The following is an 18677-nucleotide window of genomic DNA, read 5'->3' as shown; positions in this document are numbered from 1 at the left end:
GACAGGGTTCAGGGCTTGTTCCTGCTTTTAAAGGAGGATTACCGGATTGGAACGGACAGTTTCTCTTTGATCAGGGCAGGATATGCCTTAATGGTGAACGTCAGCGGCTGCGGGTATTTATTACTGCCCAGACCCTGGTAATACATGTGAGGGATTGACTTCGCATTCTCCGGCTCCGTGCGCAGCGGAATATCGATATCAAACTTATCTGCTGAATGAACTGAACCTGCTCCATCGGTGAATTTTCGCCCCAGCATTAAGTTATTGTAGATACTGTTAGTCTGTGCCTGAGAATCATACTCCAGCACCATCGTAGAGCCCCTCTCCGTGTTGTGAACGGACATTTGCAGATACGGATCCGGAGCCTTGATAATTTGTTGCTTATCCGTATCTACAATTAATTGGGTTGCCTTCTTATCCAGCGCCAGAATTCCATTGATTTGCAGCTGGAGCGATTGTGTAGAGCTGCTGTCGTTTGCAAATATCAGTCTGCCCCCACTGTCCGTAAAGCTGGCGGCGCGTAAAGCCAGATACGTATAATCACCACTGCCGCCTGCCAAGAGCCCCGGTTTGTACATGGAGAAGATCTGTTTGGAGTTCAGCGGGTCGCAGGTATAGTCCAGATAAATGCCGGAGGCGGCCAGATAGACCTGATTAATTTTAATTTTCTGACCGTCTATTTCCAGTGTTTTGTCTACATGTATGGTTTCTCCTGCCTTGGCGAGCTGCTCCCGGTCCAGCGGAATGGCTACAGACAGTTTAGCGTAAAGGCTGTCTGCTGAAGCTGGGGCAAACTGTTTGTATTTACCAAGCTCCAGCTCAAACGTAAATTGATCGGGAAGAGCGCCTGCATCACTCTCCCACTGCCTTAATTCATACCCGTAGGTTATACGATTTGGGGAAATTGAGTTCTCAGGCCCCAGGGATGTATGCAAAGGATTTGAAACAGCTGATGTTAACTGAATATGTGCTACTCGGGCCTTCTCATCAGTCTTATTCTGCAAGGAATACAAAATGATAATCCCCTTCTGATCTACAGCAATTCCGTCTACAGTCAGGACAAATCCGTTCTGCTCCGCGGTAACACCCGTAATGCGCTGTACAAGGCCAGCCTCGATTGCCGAAGATACGGCGTTTGTGGTCATCACAGCTGGAATGTACTTTTCAAGGGGTCCGTAGCTCTGATATATTGCTGCCTGATCGGGAGCTGCCCCTTGGGTCTTCAACACCTCACCCGCCCGGGGAAAGGAGAATAACAGCACAATCCCAAGTACTGCCGCCGCTGTAGCCAGAGCATAACGCTTCCTTAGTGACATAGAGCTTCTACGTGAACGCGTTATGCCTTTACGGATTGCCGTATTCAGCTTCATCTCTGCAACCTCATCCGCTTCTGCCGACAGACTGTGGTAGTACTCCTTCAGCAGCTCTTCTTCTGTCTTGACCATGCTATAGTCCCCCTTTGATTCTCATTTTGTCGCGCAACTGCTTAAGTCCCTTGTTCAGCCAGGTCTTAACCGTTCCTTCCGGCTTACCCAGCACCTCGGCAATTTCTGTCAGCGTCATATCCCGGTAGTATTTCAGCACAAGCACCTGACGGTATTTCGGCTTTACCGCTTCCAGGGCCTGCTCCATATCCAGCTTACGGTCACTGGTCATCTCCTGTAGTCCAGCGCTTGCCGGTTCCGGCACAGGAGCAGCCAGCCGCTTCCTCCGTTTCAGTTCATCCTTGCAGCAGTTGATCAGAATCCGGGTCAGCCAGGGTGCGAACCGGCCCTCGTCCTTCAGGCTCCTGCGCTTGACCCAGGCCCGGTATGTAGTTTCCTGAACCATTTCAAGTGACTCAGCCTCGCTGCGCAAGTAGCTGTACGCAATGCTGTAGAGTATTTTCTTCTGCTCCAGTACCCGGCTGATAAACAGCTGCTCCTGTTCATTCAAGTGGCGCACCTGCTCGCCTTCCCACGTATGTTCCATCCAGGCTTAGTCTCCCCTTTCTTTTTTTTGACTTCTGTATATACTGACTGCCGAGTAGTCCAAACGGTTTTGCTTTTTTGACAGCGGGCTTGTTCTCCTGTAATTTCAAAGCAAAATAACCCCACAAAGTGGGGATTAAGCTTCGATGATGACTCAGATACTTTGCGGGAACCCCAAAACATATACATTCTTATCATTGAAAAAAGCCCGGTGTGTATGGCCCCCTTGACCCTCACCCCGGACTTAATATCAATATTCTTGTTCAACTTGTCCTTGTACGCCAATAATATTCGGCCGCTAGAAGGCTATGACGTCTTCTCTTTGGAATCTCCGCCAGCGCCCAGCGGGAATCCGCTCCGTCCTACAAAAGCTGTAAGCTGCTCCTCTGTCTCCGAGCTGGTGCGGTTGCGGAAGCAGACCTTCGCAATCTCTCTGGCCTCAGAAGCCAGGGTGTTCAGCGTACGGTGCTTCACCTTCAGCAAGGCTTGCGGCGACATGCTCAGCACACCGATCCCCAGCTCCAGCCAGAGCGGCAGTGAGCGCTCGTCTGCGGCCATCTCGCCGCATACACTGACATCGATGCCTACGCTGCGTGCCGCATCCACCGTCATGCGGATCATGCGCAGCACTCCCGGATGGTACGGATGATACATATGGGCAATCTGCTCATTCATCCGGTCCACAGCCAGTACATACTGCACCAAATCATTCGTGCCGATACTGAAGAAGTCCACTTCCTCTGCCAGCAGGTCGGCAATCATCACTGCGGCCGGAACCTCGATCATTATACCTACCTTCATCTCGCGGTTATACGGTACTCCCCGGCTGTCCAGCTCACTTTTCACCTCGTTCAGCACCGCTTTGGCCGCCTGCACCTCTTCGACAGAAGAGATCATCGGGAACATCATCCGGACATTGCCGTAATGACTGGCCCGCAGAATGGCTGTAATCTGGGTTTTGAACATGTCCTTGCGGTCCAAGCTGATCCGGATGGCCCGGTAGCCAAGGAACGGGTTCTGCTCCTCCGGCAGCTGGAAGTAATCCAGATGCTTGTCTCCCCCGATATCAAGCGTGCGGATGACCACGGACTCCTTGCCGACTTTTTCCGCGACCAGCTTGTAGACTTCGAACTGCTCCTCCTCTGTCGGAAAAGAACTGCGGTCCATGTACAGAAACTCTGTGCGGAACAGCCCCACTCCCTCGGCCCCGTATTTCAGCGCCATATTCAGCTCCTTCACGGAACTGATATTGCCGGCCAGCCGCAGAGACACACCGTCCTTCGTCACCGCTTCAACGGTTGCAAGCAGCTCCAATTGTTCCCGCTTCCGCTGCTGCTTCGCGCGTCTGGTGTTGAAGTCAAGAAGTGTGGATTCATCCGGATGAATCATGACCGCTCCGGTCTCCCCATCGAGCACCAGCATGTCCCCTGTCTGGATAGGAGTCAGGATCTTGTTCTCCAGGCCCGCCACCAGCGGAATGCCGAGCGCACGGGCCATGATGGAGGAATGCGAGGTTTTGCCGCCCATCATCGTCACGATGCCCAGCACATACGCCGGATTCAAATGCGCCAGCTGTGAGGGGGACAACTCCTTCGCTACCAGGATGTACGGCTGGGTATCCGACGGCAGAGTGACCTCAGGCGCACCCAGGAGATGCTTCAGCAGGCGGTTACCGACATCCTTAATGTCCACAGCCCGCTCCTTCATATATTCATCGTCGAGCAAATCGAACATCGCCACGAAGTGGTCGATCGCTTCCTTGACCGCCACCTCGGCCGCCTTGTATTGGCGTTCGATAATGCCGCGGATTTCGCTCATGAACACCGGATCATCCAGAATTGCCAGATGGGCATCGAAAATACTCGATTCCTCTGGTCCGACGACCTCGCGGAACTCTTTTTTGATAAACTCGATTTCGTCCTTGGAGGTTCGAATGCCTTCGTACAACCGTTCGAACTCCTTCGCCAGATCCACCGGATTGACCTGGGTGTCCGGCAGACTCCATTCCCAGTTCGGCAAGACAAAGGCCTTCCCGATGGCAACACCTGCTGCGGCGCCTATGCCTTGTATCATGCTTCGATCCCTCCAACATTGCTTTCATGTAGTACCACGGACATAACGGAAGACTGCCCCTTTTTCACGTTTTTGAATGGCGCATAGCTCCAGGATTTGACCCGGTCCGGGTTGGTAATCACCATCGGTGTCGCCAGTGAAGCGGCATGCTCCTTCAAGTAGGCCAGATCAAACTTGACCAGCAGCTGCCCCGGCTCCACGCTGTCACCTTCCTGTACAAGCGCCTCAAACGGCCCCTTAAGCTGCGAAGTATCAATCCCGATATGCATGAGCACCTCGAGCCCTTCGGGCGTAGCTATGCCCACTGCGTGCATTGTAGGGTATACGTGCATCACCTTGCCGAATACGGGCGAGACCAGCTCTCCCTTTTCCGGGACAAAGGCCACTCCATCCCCCACCAGCTTCGCGGCAAAAATATGATCCGGCACCTCTTCAATCGGCATCATACGCCCCTGGATCGGCGCACTGAACAGCACCTGCGGCAGATCGCGCAGCATCAGCTTGTCAATCTCCTCACGGATCAGCTCCGAATACGTCCCGAAGACGACCTGCACATTGCCCCCGCCCAGCTTAATAATACCTGCGGAACCCAGCCCCTTAAGCGCCCCTGTATCTATGAAGCGGTCATTATGCACCGTTAATCTCAGCCGGGTGATGCAGGCCTGAACCTGCACAATATTCTCCTTGCCGCCCAGCGCCTCCAGAATCAGCGGAGCCTGATACGGGATATTGCCCGCCCAGTCGCCCAGTTCAGAGCCTTCCTCGCGGCCCGGCGTAGGTATCTGGAACCGGCGGATCGCCCAGCGGAACACGTTATAATAGACAATGCCATAGCCGATCCCGATCGGAATCAGCAGCCAAGCCCGCTGGGACAGATGCATGTTGAGGAAGAAGTCGATGGTCCCCGCAGAATAGGAGAAGCCGTGATGAATCCCGAGCGAGTAGGTCAGCACCATCGCAAGCCCGGACATGACCACATGCAGCGCAAACAAATACGGCGACGCGAACAGGAAGGCAAATTCAATCTGCTCCGACACGCCGGTCAGAAAGCACACCAAAGCTGCACGCAAAAAAGTCTTCTTGATCTTGGGCTTGAGGTCCTCGCGTGCTTCCTGAATGATCGCAAAGGCAATTGCCGGCAGAGCGAACATCATAATCGGGAACAGCCCGGCCATGAACACACCTGCTGTAGGGTCGCCGGCAAAAAAGCGCGGCAAATCCCCCTGTACGACCGCACTGCCGTCAGGCGTCGTAAAGGAGCCCAATTGGAACCAGAACACATTATTCAGAATATGGTGCAGGCCAAAGGCCGTCAGCACCCTGTATAGCACCCCGTAGACAAACACTCCATACCCGCCGGTCACCTGCACTACCCTGAACAGCTCATTGAGTAGCTCCTGCAAGAGCGGTGACACTCCGAGCATGACCCAGGCGAATAACGCCGAGAATAAGCCCATGAACAGCAAAACAAAACGCGACCCTCCAAAAAACTGGATCGCCTCCGGCAGCTTGATATTCTTAAACCGGTTATGCGCTACACCGGCTACAATCCCAAGGATAATCCCAATTAAAGTTGCAGGCTGTACAGCCCCGTCTCCCATGTTGGACACAATCCGGTCATAAGTGAACATCCCTGCGAGCGCGGCCAGTCCGGCCGGTCCGGCCTGATTGGACAACCCCCACGCTACACCGACAGCAAACAAATAAGGCATGAAATAGAATATTCCTTGCCCCGCGTACGTCGTCACTTCGGATACCGAAGAAAGTCCCCATGCAGACCACGGTAAGCTGCCCAGACTCAGCAGGATAGCTGCCGCCGGAAGCACCATGGTAGGAAGCATAATGGCTCTGCCCAACTGCTGCAAAGATCCGAGCCAATTCAAGGCGACCCTCTCCTTTCTTTCTATATTGAATGGTAAGCGTTACAGCAGTTTTTGTCAAAAGAATCTGGGGATGAACCGGAGGTGAAGCGCGCTACGAAGACGGCACCGTCAGCACCCTTCGCACCTTTCGCACCCTTCGCACCCTTCGCACCCTTCGCACCCTTCGCACCCTTCGCACCCGCTAAAGTGTAGCATGAGCATAGACAGCCTACCAATAGAGCGGTAATTGTATTTTGTACAACAGATTGGCCGAAATTCCGCTCATATCCACGATCTATTGTATTTCGTACATTAGAATTCTCAGAATTACATCATAACCAACCATAAATAAAAATTCTACTGTATAAAATGCAACAGAAGCTCGAAATCGCGGGTTTTGACTAAATTCTAATGTACAAAATACATTCACACTGGTGCGGCTGCGACTATTCAAAGCCTTTTAACCAATGAAGTTCCGTCTTCTCACCAACTCTGATCCTGATGCATTGGCCTCAGTTCATAGGATCTTATCCCTCTTCCGCCAGCGACAGGCTGGAGCAGTCCTTTCTCGCTCAGAGCGCTGAGCAGCTTGCGCGCCGTTCTATAGTTGATCTGAAAATAGTCTGTAACATCCTTAGGACGAAGGGGTCTTCCAATCTGCCAGGCTAAACGTAATACGTCTTTTTCTCCAGACAACAGTTGTGCTCCGGCCACTCTACTCCGCGCCAAAAACGGTGCCAGCGCCAGCTGCAGCAGCATCCGGCACACTTCGGGACGCTGCTGAATATCGTCGAACGAGAAGTGCAGCATCTTCCAGCCCATCCCGGTAAGGAAGGTGTCCCGGTTCAGCGCATAGTTGAATTTTTCCCGGTCCATATCCTTGATATGGCTCTGATAACCGTCACATTCGATGCCAAAGCGGGTTCCGTTCTGCAGCAGAAAAGCAAAATCCAGAAACTGCGACTTCCGGTTCCAGTCGTACACCTCATATTCAGGGTGCAGATGCTCCAGTGACTCGAATAGCGGCCACCATACATTCTGCAGAAACAGCTTCTCCGCATAGTTATGTCCGCGCAGCAGCCTCCCCCTCCGTTCACCCGTTCTTTCATTCGTATGTGCCTCCATAAAGCTGCTGTGTGCCATTTCAAATTCCATATCTACCTTCCCCCTCCCGGAAAATGCAAAAAAACGCCCTTCTCCCCTTGTTAATGGAGTAAAGGACGTTCTTCGTCTGTGTAAATCATTTCAATAATTGTTAGCGAGAACTAATCAAGAATACTGCAACCAGGTCTGAGGGACGTTTGGCAAAATTAAATCTGGATAGCTTTGACCTACAAGTATATCCGGTATCTGCACACCTGATCATACATGCGAATCGTCTTATCCCCGGCTCCGGCCCTTCATCGTAATCGCTTCCTCCACCTTAATGCAGCGGTCCATGATCGCGATCATATGATTGGCAGCGGCAATGTCCGCCGCCTCTTGACTAATGATCCCTTGCTGCAGCCAAAGCACACGTGCGCCGATATCAGCAGCCTCCTGCGCAACAGCCGCGCAGTATTCACTGCGGCGGAACACATTCACAATATCCACCGGCTCCGGAATCTCCGCCAGCGTATGGTAGCATTTCTCGCCCAGGATCTCCCCGTCCACTGACGGGTTGACCGGAATGATCCGGTAGCCCCGGCTCTGCATAGCCCCTGCAACCATGTATGAGGTGCGGTCTGTTTTGTCGGATAGGCCAACAACAGCGATATTGCCTGCCGCAGCCAGTATCTCGCCGATCTCTTCCCTGCTAGGGTTCTCAAAGCTCATGTGTGTATTTCCCCTTCCGTCTGATTTCGTCCATGCCCTCCGCAGCACTGCTTGCCGCTTCAGCCACGGTTCTGTCATTTTCAGCAACACCTATATCATACAGCGCCGCACCAGAAGTTCCAAATTCCCGTCAGCCTTACGTAACCTGTTCATTTATATCTGGATCTACGAATCCTCTGGGTGCCCCAAGCTGCACAGCCATACCATATGAATGGAATCCGGCCCCCAATAATCCTGCACTGCTGCATGGGGCGTTCCGAATTTCCGCAGCCATCTGTCCTGCGCCCGCTTATATCCGCTGTCCAGGCAGAATTCGGAAATCCCCCGCTTTCTGAGAAAGACCGTGACCTCCTCAATTAAAGCTGAGCCTACACCCTGCCCCTGAAATTCAGGCAGGACATACAAGCTTCCCAGCTCACCGACAGCCGATAGGCGGTTATCGGTGCAGTTCCGTATGTCCTCTCCGCAAGGCGCATAAGAAACCGTGCCGATAACCACTCCACCGCTTCTGGCCAGCCAGAAATACACATCCGTATCCTGCGGATTCAGCGCAGCATTGGCCATCTGTATCTTGGCTGCGGTCTCCTGCCGGATGTCTGCCTGCAGGTGCCCCAATCCTTCCCGTTCGAAGGCGTCGGCGATCGTCACCTTGAACAGCTTCGATACAGAAGAGATATCTTCCGGAGCAAGAGGTGTGATGCTTAAAGAACCTAGAATGCTCACTTCACCCATTCCACATCCGCACCCAGCAAGCGCAGATGATCGAAATACTGCGGATAAGACTTCGCCACATGATGGGCATCCTTGATGAGCAGCGGCTGGCGGGCCCGCAGACCTACTACAGTAAGCGCCATAATCACACGGTGGTCATAGTGGGCATTAATCGTTACGCCGCCTTCCACGCCTTCCGGTGTACCATGCACAATGATCTCGTCCCTGCGTTCCTCGACCTTCGCACCGGCCCGGGTCAGCTCAGCCAGGTAGTCCGTGATGCGGTCGCATTCCTTGTAGCGCAGATTCTCCACATTATAGAAGCGTGAGGTCCCTTCGGCAAAAACCGCCGCGGCCACCATAGCCAGCACCGCATCGGTTGCCGCATCACCGTCGAATTCTACTGCCTTCAGAATGCCGTTCCCCTGCACATGCACTGTTCCGTTCTCATGGGTGAGCGGCACCTCCATCATTCGCAGCACATCGACAATAGCCCGCTCCCCCTGCTTGCTTCTCTCAGCCAGCCGGTGAATGGTCACATCCGACTTCGTCACCGCTGCGGCCGCAAGCACTGCGGCTGATCCCGGATAATCGCCTTGCACCGTATAGGTCTTGGCTGCATAGGTCTGGCGTCCAGGCACCTTGAAGGACATATAATCATCCGCCGCATGTACAATGATCCCGGCCTGCTCCAGCACCTCCAGCGTCTGGCCGATGACCACCTTGGATTTCAGATCATCCAGCACGATGATCTCACTGTCTTCTTCAAGCAGCGGGGTCAGGAATAAGAGTGCGCTGAGATACTGTGAGCTGACAGCGCCGGAGACGGTAATCCGTCCACCCTGCGGCTTGCCGCCGCGGATCGTAATCGGCAGCCTTCCGTTATTATGCTCTACTTCCACGCCGAGCTGCCCCAGTGCCAGAATGAGGTCGTCATGCGGCCGCTTGCCCAGAGAATCGGGATACGTATTCACGAAGGTAACCTCCGGGCTAAGCGCAGCCACTGCCATCAGGAAGCGGAGCACGGCGCCGGCATTCCCAACATTCAGCTCCTTGACGTCACGGGGATGGCGTCCGAACCCCTGCACTACGATTTTCTCATCATCTTCGGTTAGGACTGCGCCAAGATCGGCGATACATCTGCGGATCGCGTCGCTGTCCTCGCTGTGGGCAGGATGGTAGATCGTGCTGACTCCTTCAGAGAGAGCGGCTACCAGCAGGTAGCGCGTGGTGTAATTTTTGGAGGACAGGGCTCCGAATTCTCCTTGCAGCGTCGGCGTAGGCCTAACAATAACGTCCATAGTATAAGCGCTCCTTCATCATATATAGTCTGTATGTACGGGCCTGTTTGACAGGGTAATCCGCAGTTGTGTTATCATTGCGTGAAGAGAATCCATTCCCATTCGGGCAGAAAAGAGGGTACTACCATGAATGAAATTCCGCAAATTACACCGCAGGAGCTGCGTAAGCGGCTCGCTGCCGGCGAAGAGCTTGTACTGATCGATGTCCGTGAAGAGGATGAGGTTGCCTTCGGCATGATTCCCGGCGCGCAGCATATCCCGATGGGCCAGATCCCGCAGCAGACGGAGAAGCTTCCGGCAGACACTGAGATCATCTTCATCTGCCGTTCCGGCAACCGCAGCCAGCGGGTCTGTGAATATCTGCAGCAATTCGGCATTCAAGGCTCTAACCTGAGCGGCGGCATGATTGAGTGGGATGATACCAGTGCGGAATAAGCTTCATCCTGATGCATGTCGCCAACACACATAAAAGCTCAATCGCGGTAACGCAGTAAAATGTATTGCGAGACCTCAGCCACATTCAGTTCCGTTGTATCGACCGTGCAATGCGCGAAACGGTAAGCTTCCCTGCGCTGTTCCAGAATGGAACGGACCCGGTTTGCCGCATTGCCGGCGAGCAGCGGCCGGTTCTCATCCCCGCTGACCCGTTCAATAATGGTATCCTCAGAGGCTGTAAGGGCCACAACGAATCCATGCTCCAACATGACTTCGGCATTTCCGGGCGCAAGTACCGCCCCGCCGCCAGTTGAGATCACTCTTCGTTCTCCCTGCAACATTTCCTGAAGTACTTCTGATTCAATGCTCCGGAATGCCTGCTCTCCGCCATCTGCGAAGATATCCGCAATACTGCGGCCCTCTCTTCCGGTAATCACTGCATCCAGATCAATCAGTTCATAGTCAAGCTCCTCGGCCAGAATGGCGCCTACTGTGGATTTCCCCGTAGCCATCATCCCGACGAGAATGATATTTCGATCGTCCATAACTACCTCCAAGCCGCGACATTTGTCATATCATAACACAGGGTGAAAAGTTTGCACAATGCCGGCAGCCTTCATTTTGAAGCGGGCTATACCTGCCATGGCTATGCCTCATGGATGCAAAAAACCCGAAAGCCCTCCGCATGAAGCGGAAAGCATCTCGGGTTCCTAACATTAACCTGAACGCTGCCTGTTACTCTGCCAGCCAGTTGTGGTGGAACACGCCTTCTTTGTCCACACGCTTGAAGGTGTGAGCGCCGAAGTAATCGCGCTGTGCTTGCAGCAGGTTCGCCGGAAGACGTTCTGTACGGTAGCTGTCGTAGTATGCAAGGGCGCTGGAGAATCCAGGAACCGGAATACCCAGAGTTACAGCCGAAGCGATAACCTTGCGCCATGCCGACTGGTAGTTGTCCATAACATCCTTGAAGAACGGATCAAGCAGAAGGTTCTTCAGCTCTGCATTGCTCTCATAAGCATCCGTGATGTTCTGCAGGAACCGGGAACGGATAATGCAGCCGCCGCGCCAGATCTTGGCCAGCTCGCCGTATTTCAGATTCCAGCCGTATTCGTCAGAAGCCACACGCAGCTGGGCGAAGCCCTGAGCATACGATACGATCTTACTGGCGAACAATGCTTTGCGCACGTTCTCAATGAATTCAGCTTTGTCGCCGTCAAATGGAGCTGTAGCAGGTCCGCTCAGCACCTTGCTGGCTTCAACGCGTTCTTCCTTCATAGCAGACAGGAAGCGGGAGAAGACAGATTCGGTAATCATGGACAGCGGCACGCCGAGATCCAGCGAGCTTTGGCTTGTCCACTTGCCGGTACCCTTTTGTCCGGCAGCGTCAAGGATGACATCCACCATTGGCTTGCCGGTCTCTTCGTCATACTGGGCGAAGATATCCTTCGTAATTTCGATCAGATAGCTGTCCAGCTCGCCGTTGTTCCATTCTGCGAAGGTGCTGTGCAGCTCCTTGGCATCCAGACCCAGGACGTCCTTGAGCAAGTGGTAGGCTTCGCCGATCAGCTGCATGTCACCGTACTCGATGCCGTTATGCACCATTTTCACATAGTGTCCTGCACCGTCCGGCCCGATATATGTACAGCAAGGCTCTCCGCCCACGTGAGCTGAAATCGCCGTAAGGATAGGTTCAACCAGTTTATACGCGCTTTCTTGACCGCCTGGCATAATAGAAGGGCCCTTGAGCGCGCCTTCTTCACCGCCGGACACGCCGGTGCCGACGAAGCGGAAGCCTTTGTCTTCAAGATATTTGCTGCGGCGTACCGTGTCAGGGAAATAAGCGTTCCCGCCATCGATGATGATATCGCCTTGATCCAAGAACGGCAGAAGCTGCTCAATGGTGGCATCCGTAGCCTGGCCTGCCTGAACCATGATCAGAATCTTGCGCGGTACTTCCAGCGACCCTACGAACTCTTCAACGGAGAACGTGCCCACCAGGTTTTTGCCTGCTGCTTCTGCAACCAGATCATGTGTCTTCTCCGGGGAACGGTTAAACACGGATACGCTGAAGCCTTTGCTCTCGATGTTAAGAGCCAAATTTTTGCCCATTACCGCCAAGCCAATAACGCCGATTTGTTGTTTTGACATCTGGTTCTCCACCCTTTACACCCTGTATTTTTGTGAAATCCATTTCTCGCAGTATTAGAATACCACCCTTTGTCAGAGACAGCAAAGTTCTGCCTGCGAAAGAGAGATCAATTTCATTGACAAACTTCGATCCATCAGGGAAATTGCTCACAATGACTATTTTAACGGTTTTGTGCGCAGAAGTGAACCCCCTCCTCCAGAAAGGCACAACAAGTGGAAACGGCTTTGCCGTCCTTTTAAAGGACGGTACCGTTTCAGCGAGAAATAGAAGGATAATGAATAGCGTGAAACCTATACATTCTTATAATTTAAAAGGACACCCCGCGATGGGATGCCCTTAACCGCATGTATTCACTTCGCACCCTACCACTCCAGCGCTGCCAGCTCCCTGGTCAATTGCTCAAGCCTAGTTGTGCTGGCTGCCACCGCGTCTGCATCGCACTCACGCATAGCTTCATTCAGCAAGTCGAGCTGTTCATCCACGGCAAGCCTGCGGTCGCGGATTCGCTCTTCGCCCTCTATGGAGTAGAACAGCTTCGTCAGCTCCTGATCGGACAAAAGCGGCCCCTTCTGGTACAGCACCCGCTGTTGATAGCCGGAAATCTCCACGAGGCGGATAACCTCACCGAATAAAATATTCTCTATAATGATCTGACGGTCACGGAAGCGCTTGACAACGGCATGACCTCTCATATCCCCAATCAGCTTCTCCATCCATTCTGACAGGCGCGCATCACGGATCATGTAGTCTCCCACCAGCTTGAAGCCGTCCTTAATCCGCTGGAAGCGCAGCTTCACAAGCTTGCGGCCGGTGCGCACCGAAATAAGAAAAACACTCTCGTTCTCACTCCAGTACAGGGAATAACCTTCCTTGATCAAGTCCTTGATTAGATCCTGGATATGTTGTCTGTCAAACCGCAGCTCCAGATTGCAGTACTCCACTTCATCGTTTTTGTTCACGGCACTCCCCCCTAACTGCTTGATTTAAGCATCGTCAGCTTCATGGCCTAACCTAAGAGTAGAACAGACTGCCGGACCTCCGCTTGCACCTTGGTTCTTTGTTTGGCTTACACTTATTTTATACTTCATATTATGTAGCGGTAACTTGGTTTATTGACTATTTTTACCCGTTTTAAACCTTTTCCAAACGCCGGGACCCACATTAGGAGGTATTCGCCAGTCTTATTATACGCAAAAACAGCAATAAAGCCGCATTTTACCTCCTTTTCAGGGGGTCTGCGGCTTCTTGCCTTTCCACACCAGGTTCACTACCCTGTGCTCGCTCTACTCAGTGCGCTCTGCCGTGCTTCAGCTTCGTCCGGTGAACAATCAGCAGATGCAGACCGAATAACAGAACCATTACTCCGGCACTGGCCAGAAAAGGCGCACCGTGGCTGACCGTATCCCACAGCTTACCTGACACGACCGGACCAGCAACCATGCCTGAGCCCTGGAGCGTCAGGAAGAGCCCCCAGACGGTTCCGCGCTCGCCCTCCGGCACCTGCTTGGCGAGGAAGGCGTTCCACGCCGGAAGAATCAGCGCATAGCTGATCCCGACCATCGCCACCGCCACGAAGGCCAGCGGCAGCCAGCGGACCTGTGAGAAGAAGGCCATGGAGCAGGCTGCCAGCAGGAAGCCGATATTGAGGAAGATGGAGGTGCCGACCTTATCGACCAGCTTCCCTGCCGGAATAAGCGTCAGCACGGTAATCCCGCCACCGGCAATCAGCAGCAGACTGAACTGGTTGGGGGTGACATGCAGCTCCGAGCGTGCGAACAAGGTGACCACCGGCGTCATAAGCCCGATCGCAAAAGCCTGCAGGAACAACGCCGGGAACAGCAGGCGGCTTACCTTCAGGGAGGAGGTGACCTGCTGCCAGGTACGCTTCAGACTCTGGAGCGGCCTTACTGGCTTACGCGGCATCGGCGGCCCCTCCGCCGATATCTCGCGGACAGCGCGCGGCGCATGACCGCCGATCTTCGAAGGCAGGAACAGCGCCACGGCTACAACAGCGGCAGCGAAGCCCATCAGCACCAGGAAGACCGTCCGGTAGCCCTGTCCGCCATGATCCATCATGAAATTGACGATAATCGGACCGACGCCGGTTCCAGCCAGTGAGGCCATCTCCACCGCCCCCATGGCTGCGCCGCTGCTGCCGCTCTGGGTAGAGCCTGCCAATTCGGTGATGCCCGTCATCGTACAAGGCCAGAGCGGCGAGGTACCGATCCCCAGAATCAGACAGGCGATGGACAAGCTTACGGCATCTTTGGCATAGATGATCAGCCCGACAGCCACCACTAGCAGCACCAGAGCACCAGTCATCGTCCAGCGGTAACCGATCCGCTCCATCACCCAGCCGAACGGGCTGCGGAACAGGTTATCTCCAAGATACTGCAGCGCGAAGGCGAACCCCACCACCGTTACGGAGAGGCCCAGAATATTCTCCATATAGACCGGCAGCAGAGCTACCAGCAGCGATCCTTTTACGAATTCGACCAGGAAAATAATGATCCACATTTCTAATATGAACGGTGAGGCTAAACTGATATGCATACGTTGCGCTACTTTGCCAGACATTTCATCACATCCTAGTATTATGTTGATTGATTTGTTATACTGATGCTTGCTCAAGTAGAAATAGGTATTCTGCCCCTCCGGGGACGCCTTTTGCTTCAGCGAAATCTAAAACTACTCTTCGCGAAAGGTTGTGACAGCATTAAATGAATCAACAAGCTACTCCCCTCTTCACTGCTCTCAAAAAGCATGCCGCCGGAAATCCAGTTCAATTCCATATTCCGGGACATAAGAAGGGGCTAGGGACCGATGCCGAATTCCGTGAGTTTATCGGCGATAACGCTCTATCCATAGATTTGATCAATATTGCACCGCTTGATGATCTTCATCAGCCCACCGGGGTTATTCTTGAAGCTCAGAAGCTGGCTGCAGAGGCTTTCGGCGCCGATTACACGTATTTCAGTGTACAAGGCACGAGCAATGCCATCATGACTATGATCCTCTCTGTCTGCTCAGAAGGAGACAAAATTATTGTGCCGCGCAATATTCACAAATCGGTGATGTCGGCCATTATTTTCTCCGGAGCCAAGCCTATTTTCGTCTCTCCTGTACAGGATGAGAATCTTGGGATAGACCACGGCATAACCACCAGCTCGCTGGAACGGGCTTTAAGGCGCCATCCGGATGCCAAGGGTGTCCTCGTTATCAATCCAACGTATTTTGGCGTATGCGCCGACCTCCGTTCGATTGTCGACCTGGCCCATAGTTACGGGGTTCCCGTACTTGTGGACGAGGCACATGGAGTACTGATTCATTTTCATGAGGACTTACCGGTATCGGCCATGCAGGCCGGTGCAGACCTGGCAGCAACCAGTGTGCATAAGCTGGGCGGCTCCATGACGCAGAGCTCGGTACTGAACCTCAATGCCAAGACGGGTCTTGTCAACCCACAGCGGGTACAGACCATTCTCAGCATGCTGACCACCACTTCAACTTCATATATTCTGCTTGCCTCTCTGGATACCTCCAGACGCAACCTTGCCCTGAACGGTCATGAGATGGCAGCGAGAACCATTGCCCTGTCCAATTATGCCCGTAACTCGATTAATGAGATCGAGGGGCTGTACAGCTTCGGCAAAGAAATTCTCGGAACAGAAGCTACCTTCAATCATGATCCGACGAAGCTGAACATCCATGTCCGGCATCTGGGCATTACCGGTTACGAGACTGAGAACTGGCTCCGGCAGAAGTATAACATCGAAGTTGAACTCAGCGACATGTATAATATTCTTTGCCTGATTACCCCTGGAGATACACAGGAATCGGTAGATAAGCTGCTTGCGGCCTTGCAGGTGCTCTCAGCGATCCATTACAGCAAGGGTGAAATCTATGAGCTTAAGGTACAGGTGCCGAATATCCCGCAGCTGGCCCTGATCCCGAGAGATGCCTTCTACGCGGATACGCAGCTGGTTCCTTTCCGGGAATCTGCCGGCTATATCATTGCAGAATTCATCTACGTCTATCCGCCGGGAATTCCAATTCTTCTCCCTGGAGAAGTTATTACCCAGGATAATATCGACTATATCATCGACCATGTAGAAATCGGACTGCCTGTCAAAGGACCCGAGGACCGCAGCATTACCAATGTGAAGGTGATCGTCGAAGCAGAGCCTATCTCCTAAGGCTTGTCCTATAGCAGTGCGACATGCAAAACCCCGATACGTATAGAGTATCGGGGTTTTGCATGAATGCCTGAAATCTATTCTTGCTGGGCAAGCAGCTCGTTATAAGCTTCTTCAACAGCTTTCCATTCAGCCTCATCTTCAATGTTGTACAGAACCATTTCCTCGTCTTCTTCTTCCATACGAAGGATGATTCCGTCTGCTTCAGGATTCTCGCGCTCAAGCAGCAGGGCGTACAACTTCTCGCCTACGTCGAACGTTTCCACCAGTACCATTTCTACATCTTCGCCCTGCTCGTTCGTCAAGGTCAGCACAAACTCCTCGTGCTCATGGTCGTGATCATGTCCGCAACCGCATGCTTCACCATGTTCATGGCCATGCTCATGTTTGTGATCGCTCATTGTAATACCTCACTTTAATTGAATTATCCTACATTTGGTATCGTAACACGTAAGATAAGGACAGGTCAATTTGCAGGAGGGACTTAATTCTTGGATGAGGCCGTAACTACCTTCTCGGACACAAGAATGTAATCTCCGTTCCTCGATGCCTTCATGAAGAACCCTACGCTATATTTTCCCGGTTCCTTGAAATCATAGGTGAACTCCGGTGTAGAGAACCAGAAATCCTCATTCTTGGAGCCGACGGCATCCTCGAGAATATCCTTCACATTCCCGGCAGGGTCGGTGATTGCCACCTTCACGGCAGCGATGCTGTCCTTCAGGCTGTCCACCTGCGTTAGAATCTTCATCTTCAGCTTACCTGTGTTGACATTGCCGAATACCGTGTCGCCTTTGAACAATACGATATGAACATTCGGCTTGAGGATCGTCACTCTGCCCGAGCCGTCCCAGCTGACGACGCCCCCTGCCTCCCTGGCGGGAATATAGGTCTTGCCATCAATCAAATAGCCGCCATCGGCTATTTCCTTTCCATTGCTCCATACTTTGATCTTCTGGTTCACAGCGTCCGCGAACAAATAGGAGCTTCCCATCATGAAAAACACAACCGTGCACAGAGCAATTTTTCTCCATCTCATTGTAAAGCCCCTCCAAATAATTCATGCTGTTAATGTATACTGTTAAGCCTTCGACAAGTTGCGCAGAATTCAGGGATTTATTTCTTTTTGCAGAAGAAAAGAAAATCAAGCCCTCGTGCAACCGGTTTCGGCTTGTACGCAGACCTTAACGATGCATGGCAAGGGAGTCCGCAGTCGCCCTTAGCACATAGAAACGGCCGAACTTCAGCGCCTGTAAGACGCCTGTCCGGCCGTTCCCCTGTTATCTATGCCCGGCTAAAATTGCGGAAGCTGATCCAGATTATTCGTAGGATCTCCATCTGCATCGCCGCGGATATACATTTCACCGTCTTTGCCCTTAAATACATTGACCCCTGCGATGCTGCCGGACTGAACCTCCTGAAGAGCCTGCTGATAATCCAGCACGCGTCCGGAGGAGGTCTGGAACCCTGTCAGGTCCCCGTCACCGTTACGTTTGGCGGCAATAAAGCGTTCCCGTTCTTGATTCATCACTTAGGATCGTCTCCTTCGCACTAGAATTAGCCTTCTACACTGGCCCGATTCTAGCTTGTCCACCGCAGCGAAAGAGTATGTACCCGTCAGATTACAAGGCCTTATTCATTCTGACATGCAGAATTCCGGCATCATAGAAGGGCTCCTTGGAGATCACTTCATAGCCTAGCTTGCTGTAAAATGGTTCTGCTTGACACTGGGCATCCAGAACGGATGCCTGCAGACCCAGCTCACGGGCCCGTTCTTCCATAGCCAGCAGCAGGATACGTCCGTATCCCTTGGCGCGGAAGGCCTCGTGAACGGCAATCCGCTGCATCTTGGCGGTGTCCGCTTTATAGTAGATCAGCCGGCCGGTTGCAGCCGGCTGCCCGCCCTCCATGAGCAGGAAATGATGCACATGCTCACTAATGGCATCATATCCGTCGATTTCCTCTTCTACCGGCACCTTCTGTTCTTCCACAAATACCTTCTTGCGGATCTCCAGCGCCATTTGAAGCTGCTCCTCTGTAGTAACATGTACGATTTCCACTGCCATCTCCCTGGCTCCTCTCTATAGGTCCAATCAATATGGAGCATTATACAGAATTATTAATATCCTGTATAGAGTCTGAGAGTTTCCGGGTAAGGCCAGCGG

General features: G+C 52.9%; 18 protein-coding genes. 2 read left to right on the top strand and 16 right to left on the bottom strand.

Features of this window, described 5'->3' with window-relative positions:
- Window positions 1–38: 38 nt before the first annotated feature.
- From NYE24_RS00815 to aroA, 8 genes are all read right to left on the bottom strand, one after another.
- Window positions 39–1445 (bottom strand): DUF4179 domain-containing protein, encoded by a 1407-nt coding sequence (locus NYE24_RS00815; protein WP_036695019.1) that lies wholly within the window; start codon window positions 1443–1445, stop codon window positions 39–41.
- 1 nt (window position 1446) lies between these two features.
- A complete protein-coding gene (locus NYE24_RS00810) occupies window positions 1447–1971 on the bottom strand; it encodes a sigma-70 family RNA polymerase sigma factor (protein ID WP_051493471.1) in 525 nt (174 codons plus the stop codon).
- Between the two features lie 305 nt (window positions 1972–2276).
- The gene (ptsP, locus tag NYE24_RS00805) at window positions 2277–4043 is read right to left on the bottom strand and encodes a phosphoenolpyruvate--protein phosphotransferase (RefSeq protein WP_036695020.1); all 1767 of its coding nucleotides are present in this window, start codon (window positions 4041–4043) and stop codon (window positions 2277–2279) included.
- Window positions 4040–5926: a glucose PTS transporter subunit IIA gene (locus NYE24_RS00800; RefSeq protein ID WP_036695021.1), complete on the bottom strand. Its 1887-nt coding sequence runs from the start codon at window positions 5924–5926 to the stop codon at window positions 4040–4042. Before NYE24_RS00800 ends, ptsP begins: the two co-directional genes overlap by 4 nt.
- Before the next feature lie 462 nt (window positions 5927–6388).
- Window positions 6389–7060 (bottom strand): hypothetical protein, encoded by a 672-nt coding sequence (locus tag NYE24_RS00795; protein ID WP_342477817.1) that lies wholly within the window; start codon window positions 7058–7060, stop codon window positions 6389–6391.
- A gap of 225 nt (window positions 7061–7285) precedes the next feature.
- The gene (locus NYE24_RS00790) at window positions 7286–7720 is read right to left on the bottom strand and encodes a CoA-binding protein (protein WP_341023278.1); all 435 of its coding nucleotides are present in this window, start codon (window positions 7718–7720) and stop codon (window positions 7286–7288) included.
- Window positions 7721–7885: 165 nt separating this feature from the next.
- Window positions 7886–8452: a GNAT family N-acetyltransferase gene (locus tag NYE24_RS00785; RefSeq protein WP_342477816.1), complete on the bottom strand. Its 567-nt coding sequence runs from the start codon at window positions 8450–8452 to the stop codon at window positions 7886–7888.
- Window positions 8440–9732 carry a 3-phosphoshikimate 1-carboxyvinyltransferase gene (aroA, locus tag NYE24_RS00780; RefSeq protein ID WP_036695025.1) on the bottom strand — a complete coding sequence of 431 codons (1293 nt, stop codon included), beginning with the start codon at window positions 9730–9732 and terminating at the stop codon, window positions 8440–8442. Before aroA ends, NYE24_RS00785 begins: the two co-directional genes overlap by 13 nt.
- Window positions 9733–9858: 126 nt before the next feature.
- Between aroA and NYE24_RS00775 the strand changes: the two genes are divergently transcribed.
- Entirely contained in the window at window positions 9859–10167 is a 309-nt protein-coding gene (locus NYE24_RS00775) for a rhodanese-like domain-containing protein (RefSeq protein ID WP_036695026.1), read from the top strand.
- Window positions 10168–10205: 38 nt separating this feature from the next.
- On the opposite strand, the gene NYE24_RS00770 is transcribed toward NYE24_RS00775, so the two are convergent.
- From NYE24_RS00770 to NYE24_RS00755, 4 genes are all read right to left on the bottom strand, one after another.
- Window positions 10206–10712, bottom strand: coding sequence for a shikimate kinase (locus NYE24_RS00770; protein WP_036695027.1), 507 nt, complete (start codon window positions 10710–10712; stop codon window positions 10206–10208).
- A gap of 190 nt (window positions 10713–10902) precedes the next feature.
- Entirely contained in the window at window positions 10903–12315 is a 1413-nt protein-coding gene (gene gndA, locus NYE24_RS00765) for an NADP-dependent phosphogluconate dehydrogenase (protein ID WP_036695028.1), read from the bottom strand.
- 363 nt (window positions 12316–12678) lie between these two features.
- Complete coding sequence (locus NYE24_RS00760; protein ID WP_342477815.1) at window positions 12679–13275, bottom strand: hypothetical protein; 597 nt, start codon at window positions 13273–13275, stop codon at window positions 12679–12681.
- A gap of 328 nt (window positions 13276–13603) precedes the next feature.
- Window positions 13604–14893 (bottom strand): MFS transporter, encoded by a 1290-nt coding sequence (locus NYE24_RS00755; RefSeq protein ID WP_342477814.1) that lies wholly within the window; start codon window positions 14891–14893, stop codon window positions 13604–13606.
- Window positions 14894–15036: 143 nt separating this feature from the next.
- On the opposite strand from NYE24_RS00755, the gene NYE24_RS00750 reads away from it, so the two are divergent.
- Window positions 15037–16512 carry an aminotransferase class I/II-fold pyridoxal phosphate-dependent enzyme gene (locus NYE24_RS00750; protein ID WP_036695030.1) on the top strand — a complete coding sequence of 492 codons (1476 nt, stop codon included), beginning with the start codon at window positions 15037–15039 and terminating at the stop codon, window positions 16510–16512.
- A gap of 77 nt (window positions 16513–16589) precedes the next feature.
- On the opposite strand, the gene NYE24_RS00745 is transcribed toward NYE24_RS00750, so the two are convergent.
- The 4 genes from NYE24_RS00745 to NYE24_RS00730 all read right to left on the bottom strand — a co-directional run bounded on the left by NYE24_RS00745 (window position 16590) and on the right by NYE24_RS00730 (window position 18578).
- A complete protein-coding gene (locus NYE24_RS00745) occupies window positions 16590–16913 on the bottom strand; it encodes a DUF1292 domain-containing protein (RefSeq protein ID WP_019911532.1) in 324 nt (107 codons plus the stop codon).
- A gap of 83 nt (window positions 16914–16996) precedes the next feature.
- Entirely contained in the window at window positions 16997–17551 is a 555-nt protein-coding gene (locus NYE24_RS00740) for a copper amine oxidase (protein WP_342477813.1), read from the bottom strand.
- Window positions 17552–17806: 255 nt separating this feature from the next.
- Entirely contained in the window at window positions 17807–18043 is a 237-nt protein-coding gene (locus NYE24_RS00735; protein WP_036695032.1) for a DUF3892 domain-containing protein, read from the bottom strand.
- Between the two features lie 91 nt (window positions 18044–18134).
- Complete coding sequence (locus NYE24_RS00730; RefSeq protein ID WP_342477812.1) at window positions 18135–18578, bottom strand: GNAT family N-acetyltransferase; 444 nt, start codon at window positions 18576–18578, stop codon at window positions 18135–18137.
- Between the last annotated feature and the right edge of the window lie 99 nt (window positions 18579–18677).

Source organism: Paenibacillus sp. FSL H7-0350 (genome assembly GCF_038593195.1).
Lineage (GTDB): Bacteria > Bacillota > Bacilli > Paenibacillales > Paenibacillaceae > Paenibacillus_AQ.
Note: the sequence above shows the minus strand (reverse complement) of the source record. Positions and strands in the feature narration are given on the sequence as shown.

What these genes read in the sequence shown, in the direction of transcription:
- NYE24_RS00795 (WP_342477817.1), bottom strand. Translation starts at nt 7,060, where the DNA reads ATGGAATTTGAAATGGCACACAGCAGCTTTATGGAGGCACATACGAAT.
- NYE24_RS00785 (WP_342477816.1), bottom strand. Translation starts at nt 8,452, where the DNA reads ATGGGTGAAGTGAGCATTCTAGGTTCTTTAAGCATCACACCTCTTGCT.
- NYE24_RS00755 (WP_342477814.1), bottom strand. Translation starts at nt 14,893, where the DNA reads ATGTCTGGCAAAGTAGCGCAACGTATGCATATCAGTTTAGCCTCACCG.
- NYE24_RS00770 (WP_036695027.1), bottom strand. Translation starts at nt 10,712, where the DNA reads ATGGACGATCGAAATATCATTCTCGTCGGGATGATGGCTACGGGGAAA.
- NYE24_RS00745 (WP_019911532.1), bottom strand. Translation starts at nt 16,913, where the DNA reads ATGAGCGATCACAAACATGAGCATGGCCATGAACATGGTGAAGCATGC.
- gndA (WP_036695028.1), bottom strand. Translation starts at nt 12,315, where the DNA reads ATGTCAAAACAACAAATCGGCGTTATTGGCTTGGCGGTAATGGGCAAA.
- NYE24_RS00790 (WP_341023278.1), bottom strand. Translation starts at nt 7,720, where the DNA reads ATGAGCTTTGAGAACCCTAGCAGGGAAGAGATCGGCGAGATACTGGCT.
- NYE24_RS00730 (WP_342477812.1), bottom strand. Translation starts at nt 18,578, where the DNA reads ATGGCAGTGGAAATCGTACATGTTACTACAGAGGAGCAGCTTCAAATG.
- NYE24_RS00810 (WP_051493471.1), bottom strand. Translation starts at nt 1,971, where the DNA reads ATGGAACATACGTGGGAAGGCGAGCAGGTGCGCCACTTGAATGAACAG.
- ptsP (WP_036695020.1), bottom strand. Translation starts at nt 4,043, where the DNA reads ATGATACAAGGCATAGGCGCCGCAGCAGGTGTTGCCATCGGGAAGGCC.
- NYE24_RS00775 (WP_036695026.1), top strand. Translation starts at nt 9,859, where the DNA reads ATGAATGAAATTCCGCAAATTACACCGCAGGAGCTGCGTAAGCGGCTC.
- NYE24_RS00815 (WP_036695019.1), bottom strand. Translation starts at nt 1,445, where the DNA reads ATGGTCAAGACAGAAGAAGAGCTGCTGAAGGAGTACTACCACAGTCTG.
- aroA (WP_036695025.1), bottom strand. Translation starts at nt 9,732, where the DNA reads ATGGACGTTATTGTTAGGCCTACGCCGACGCTGCAAGGAGAATTCGGA.
- NYE24_RS00750 (WP_036695030.1), top strand. Translation starts at nt 15,037, where the DNA reads ATGAATCAACAAGCTACTCCCCTCTTCACTGCTCTCAAAAAGCATGCC.
- NYE24_RS00740 (WP_342477813.1), bottom strand. Translation starts at nt 17,551, where the DNA reads ATGAGATGGAGAAAAATTGCTCTGTGCACGGTTGTGTTTTTCATGATG.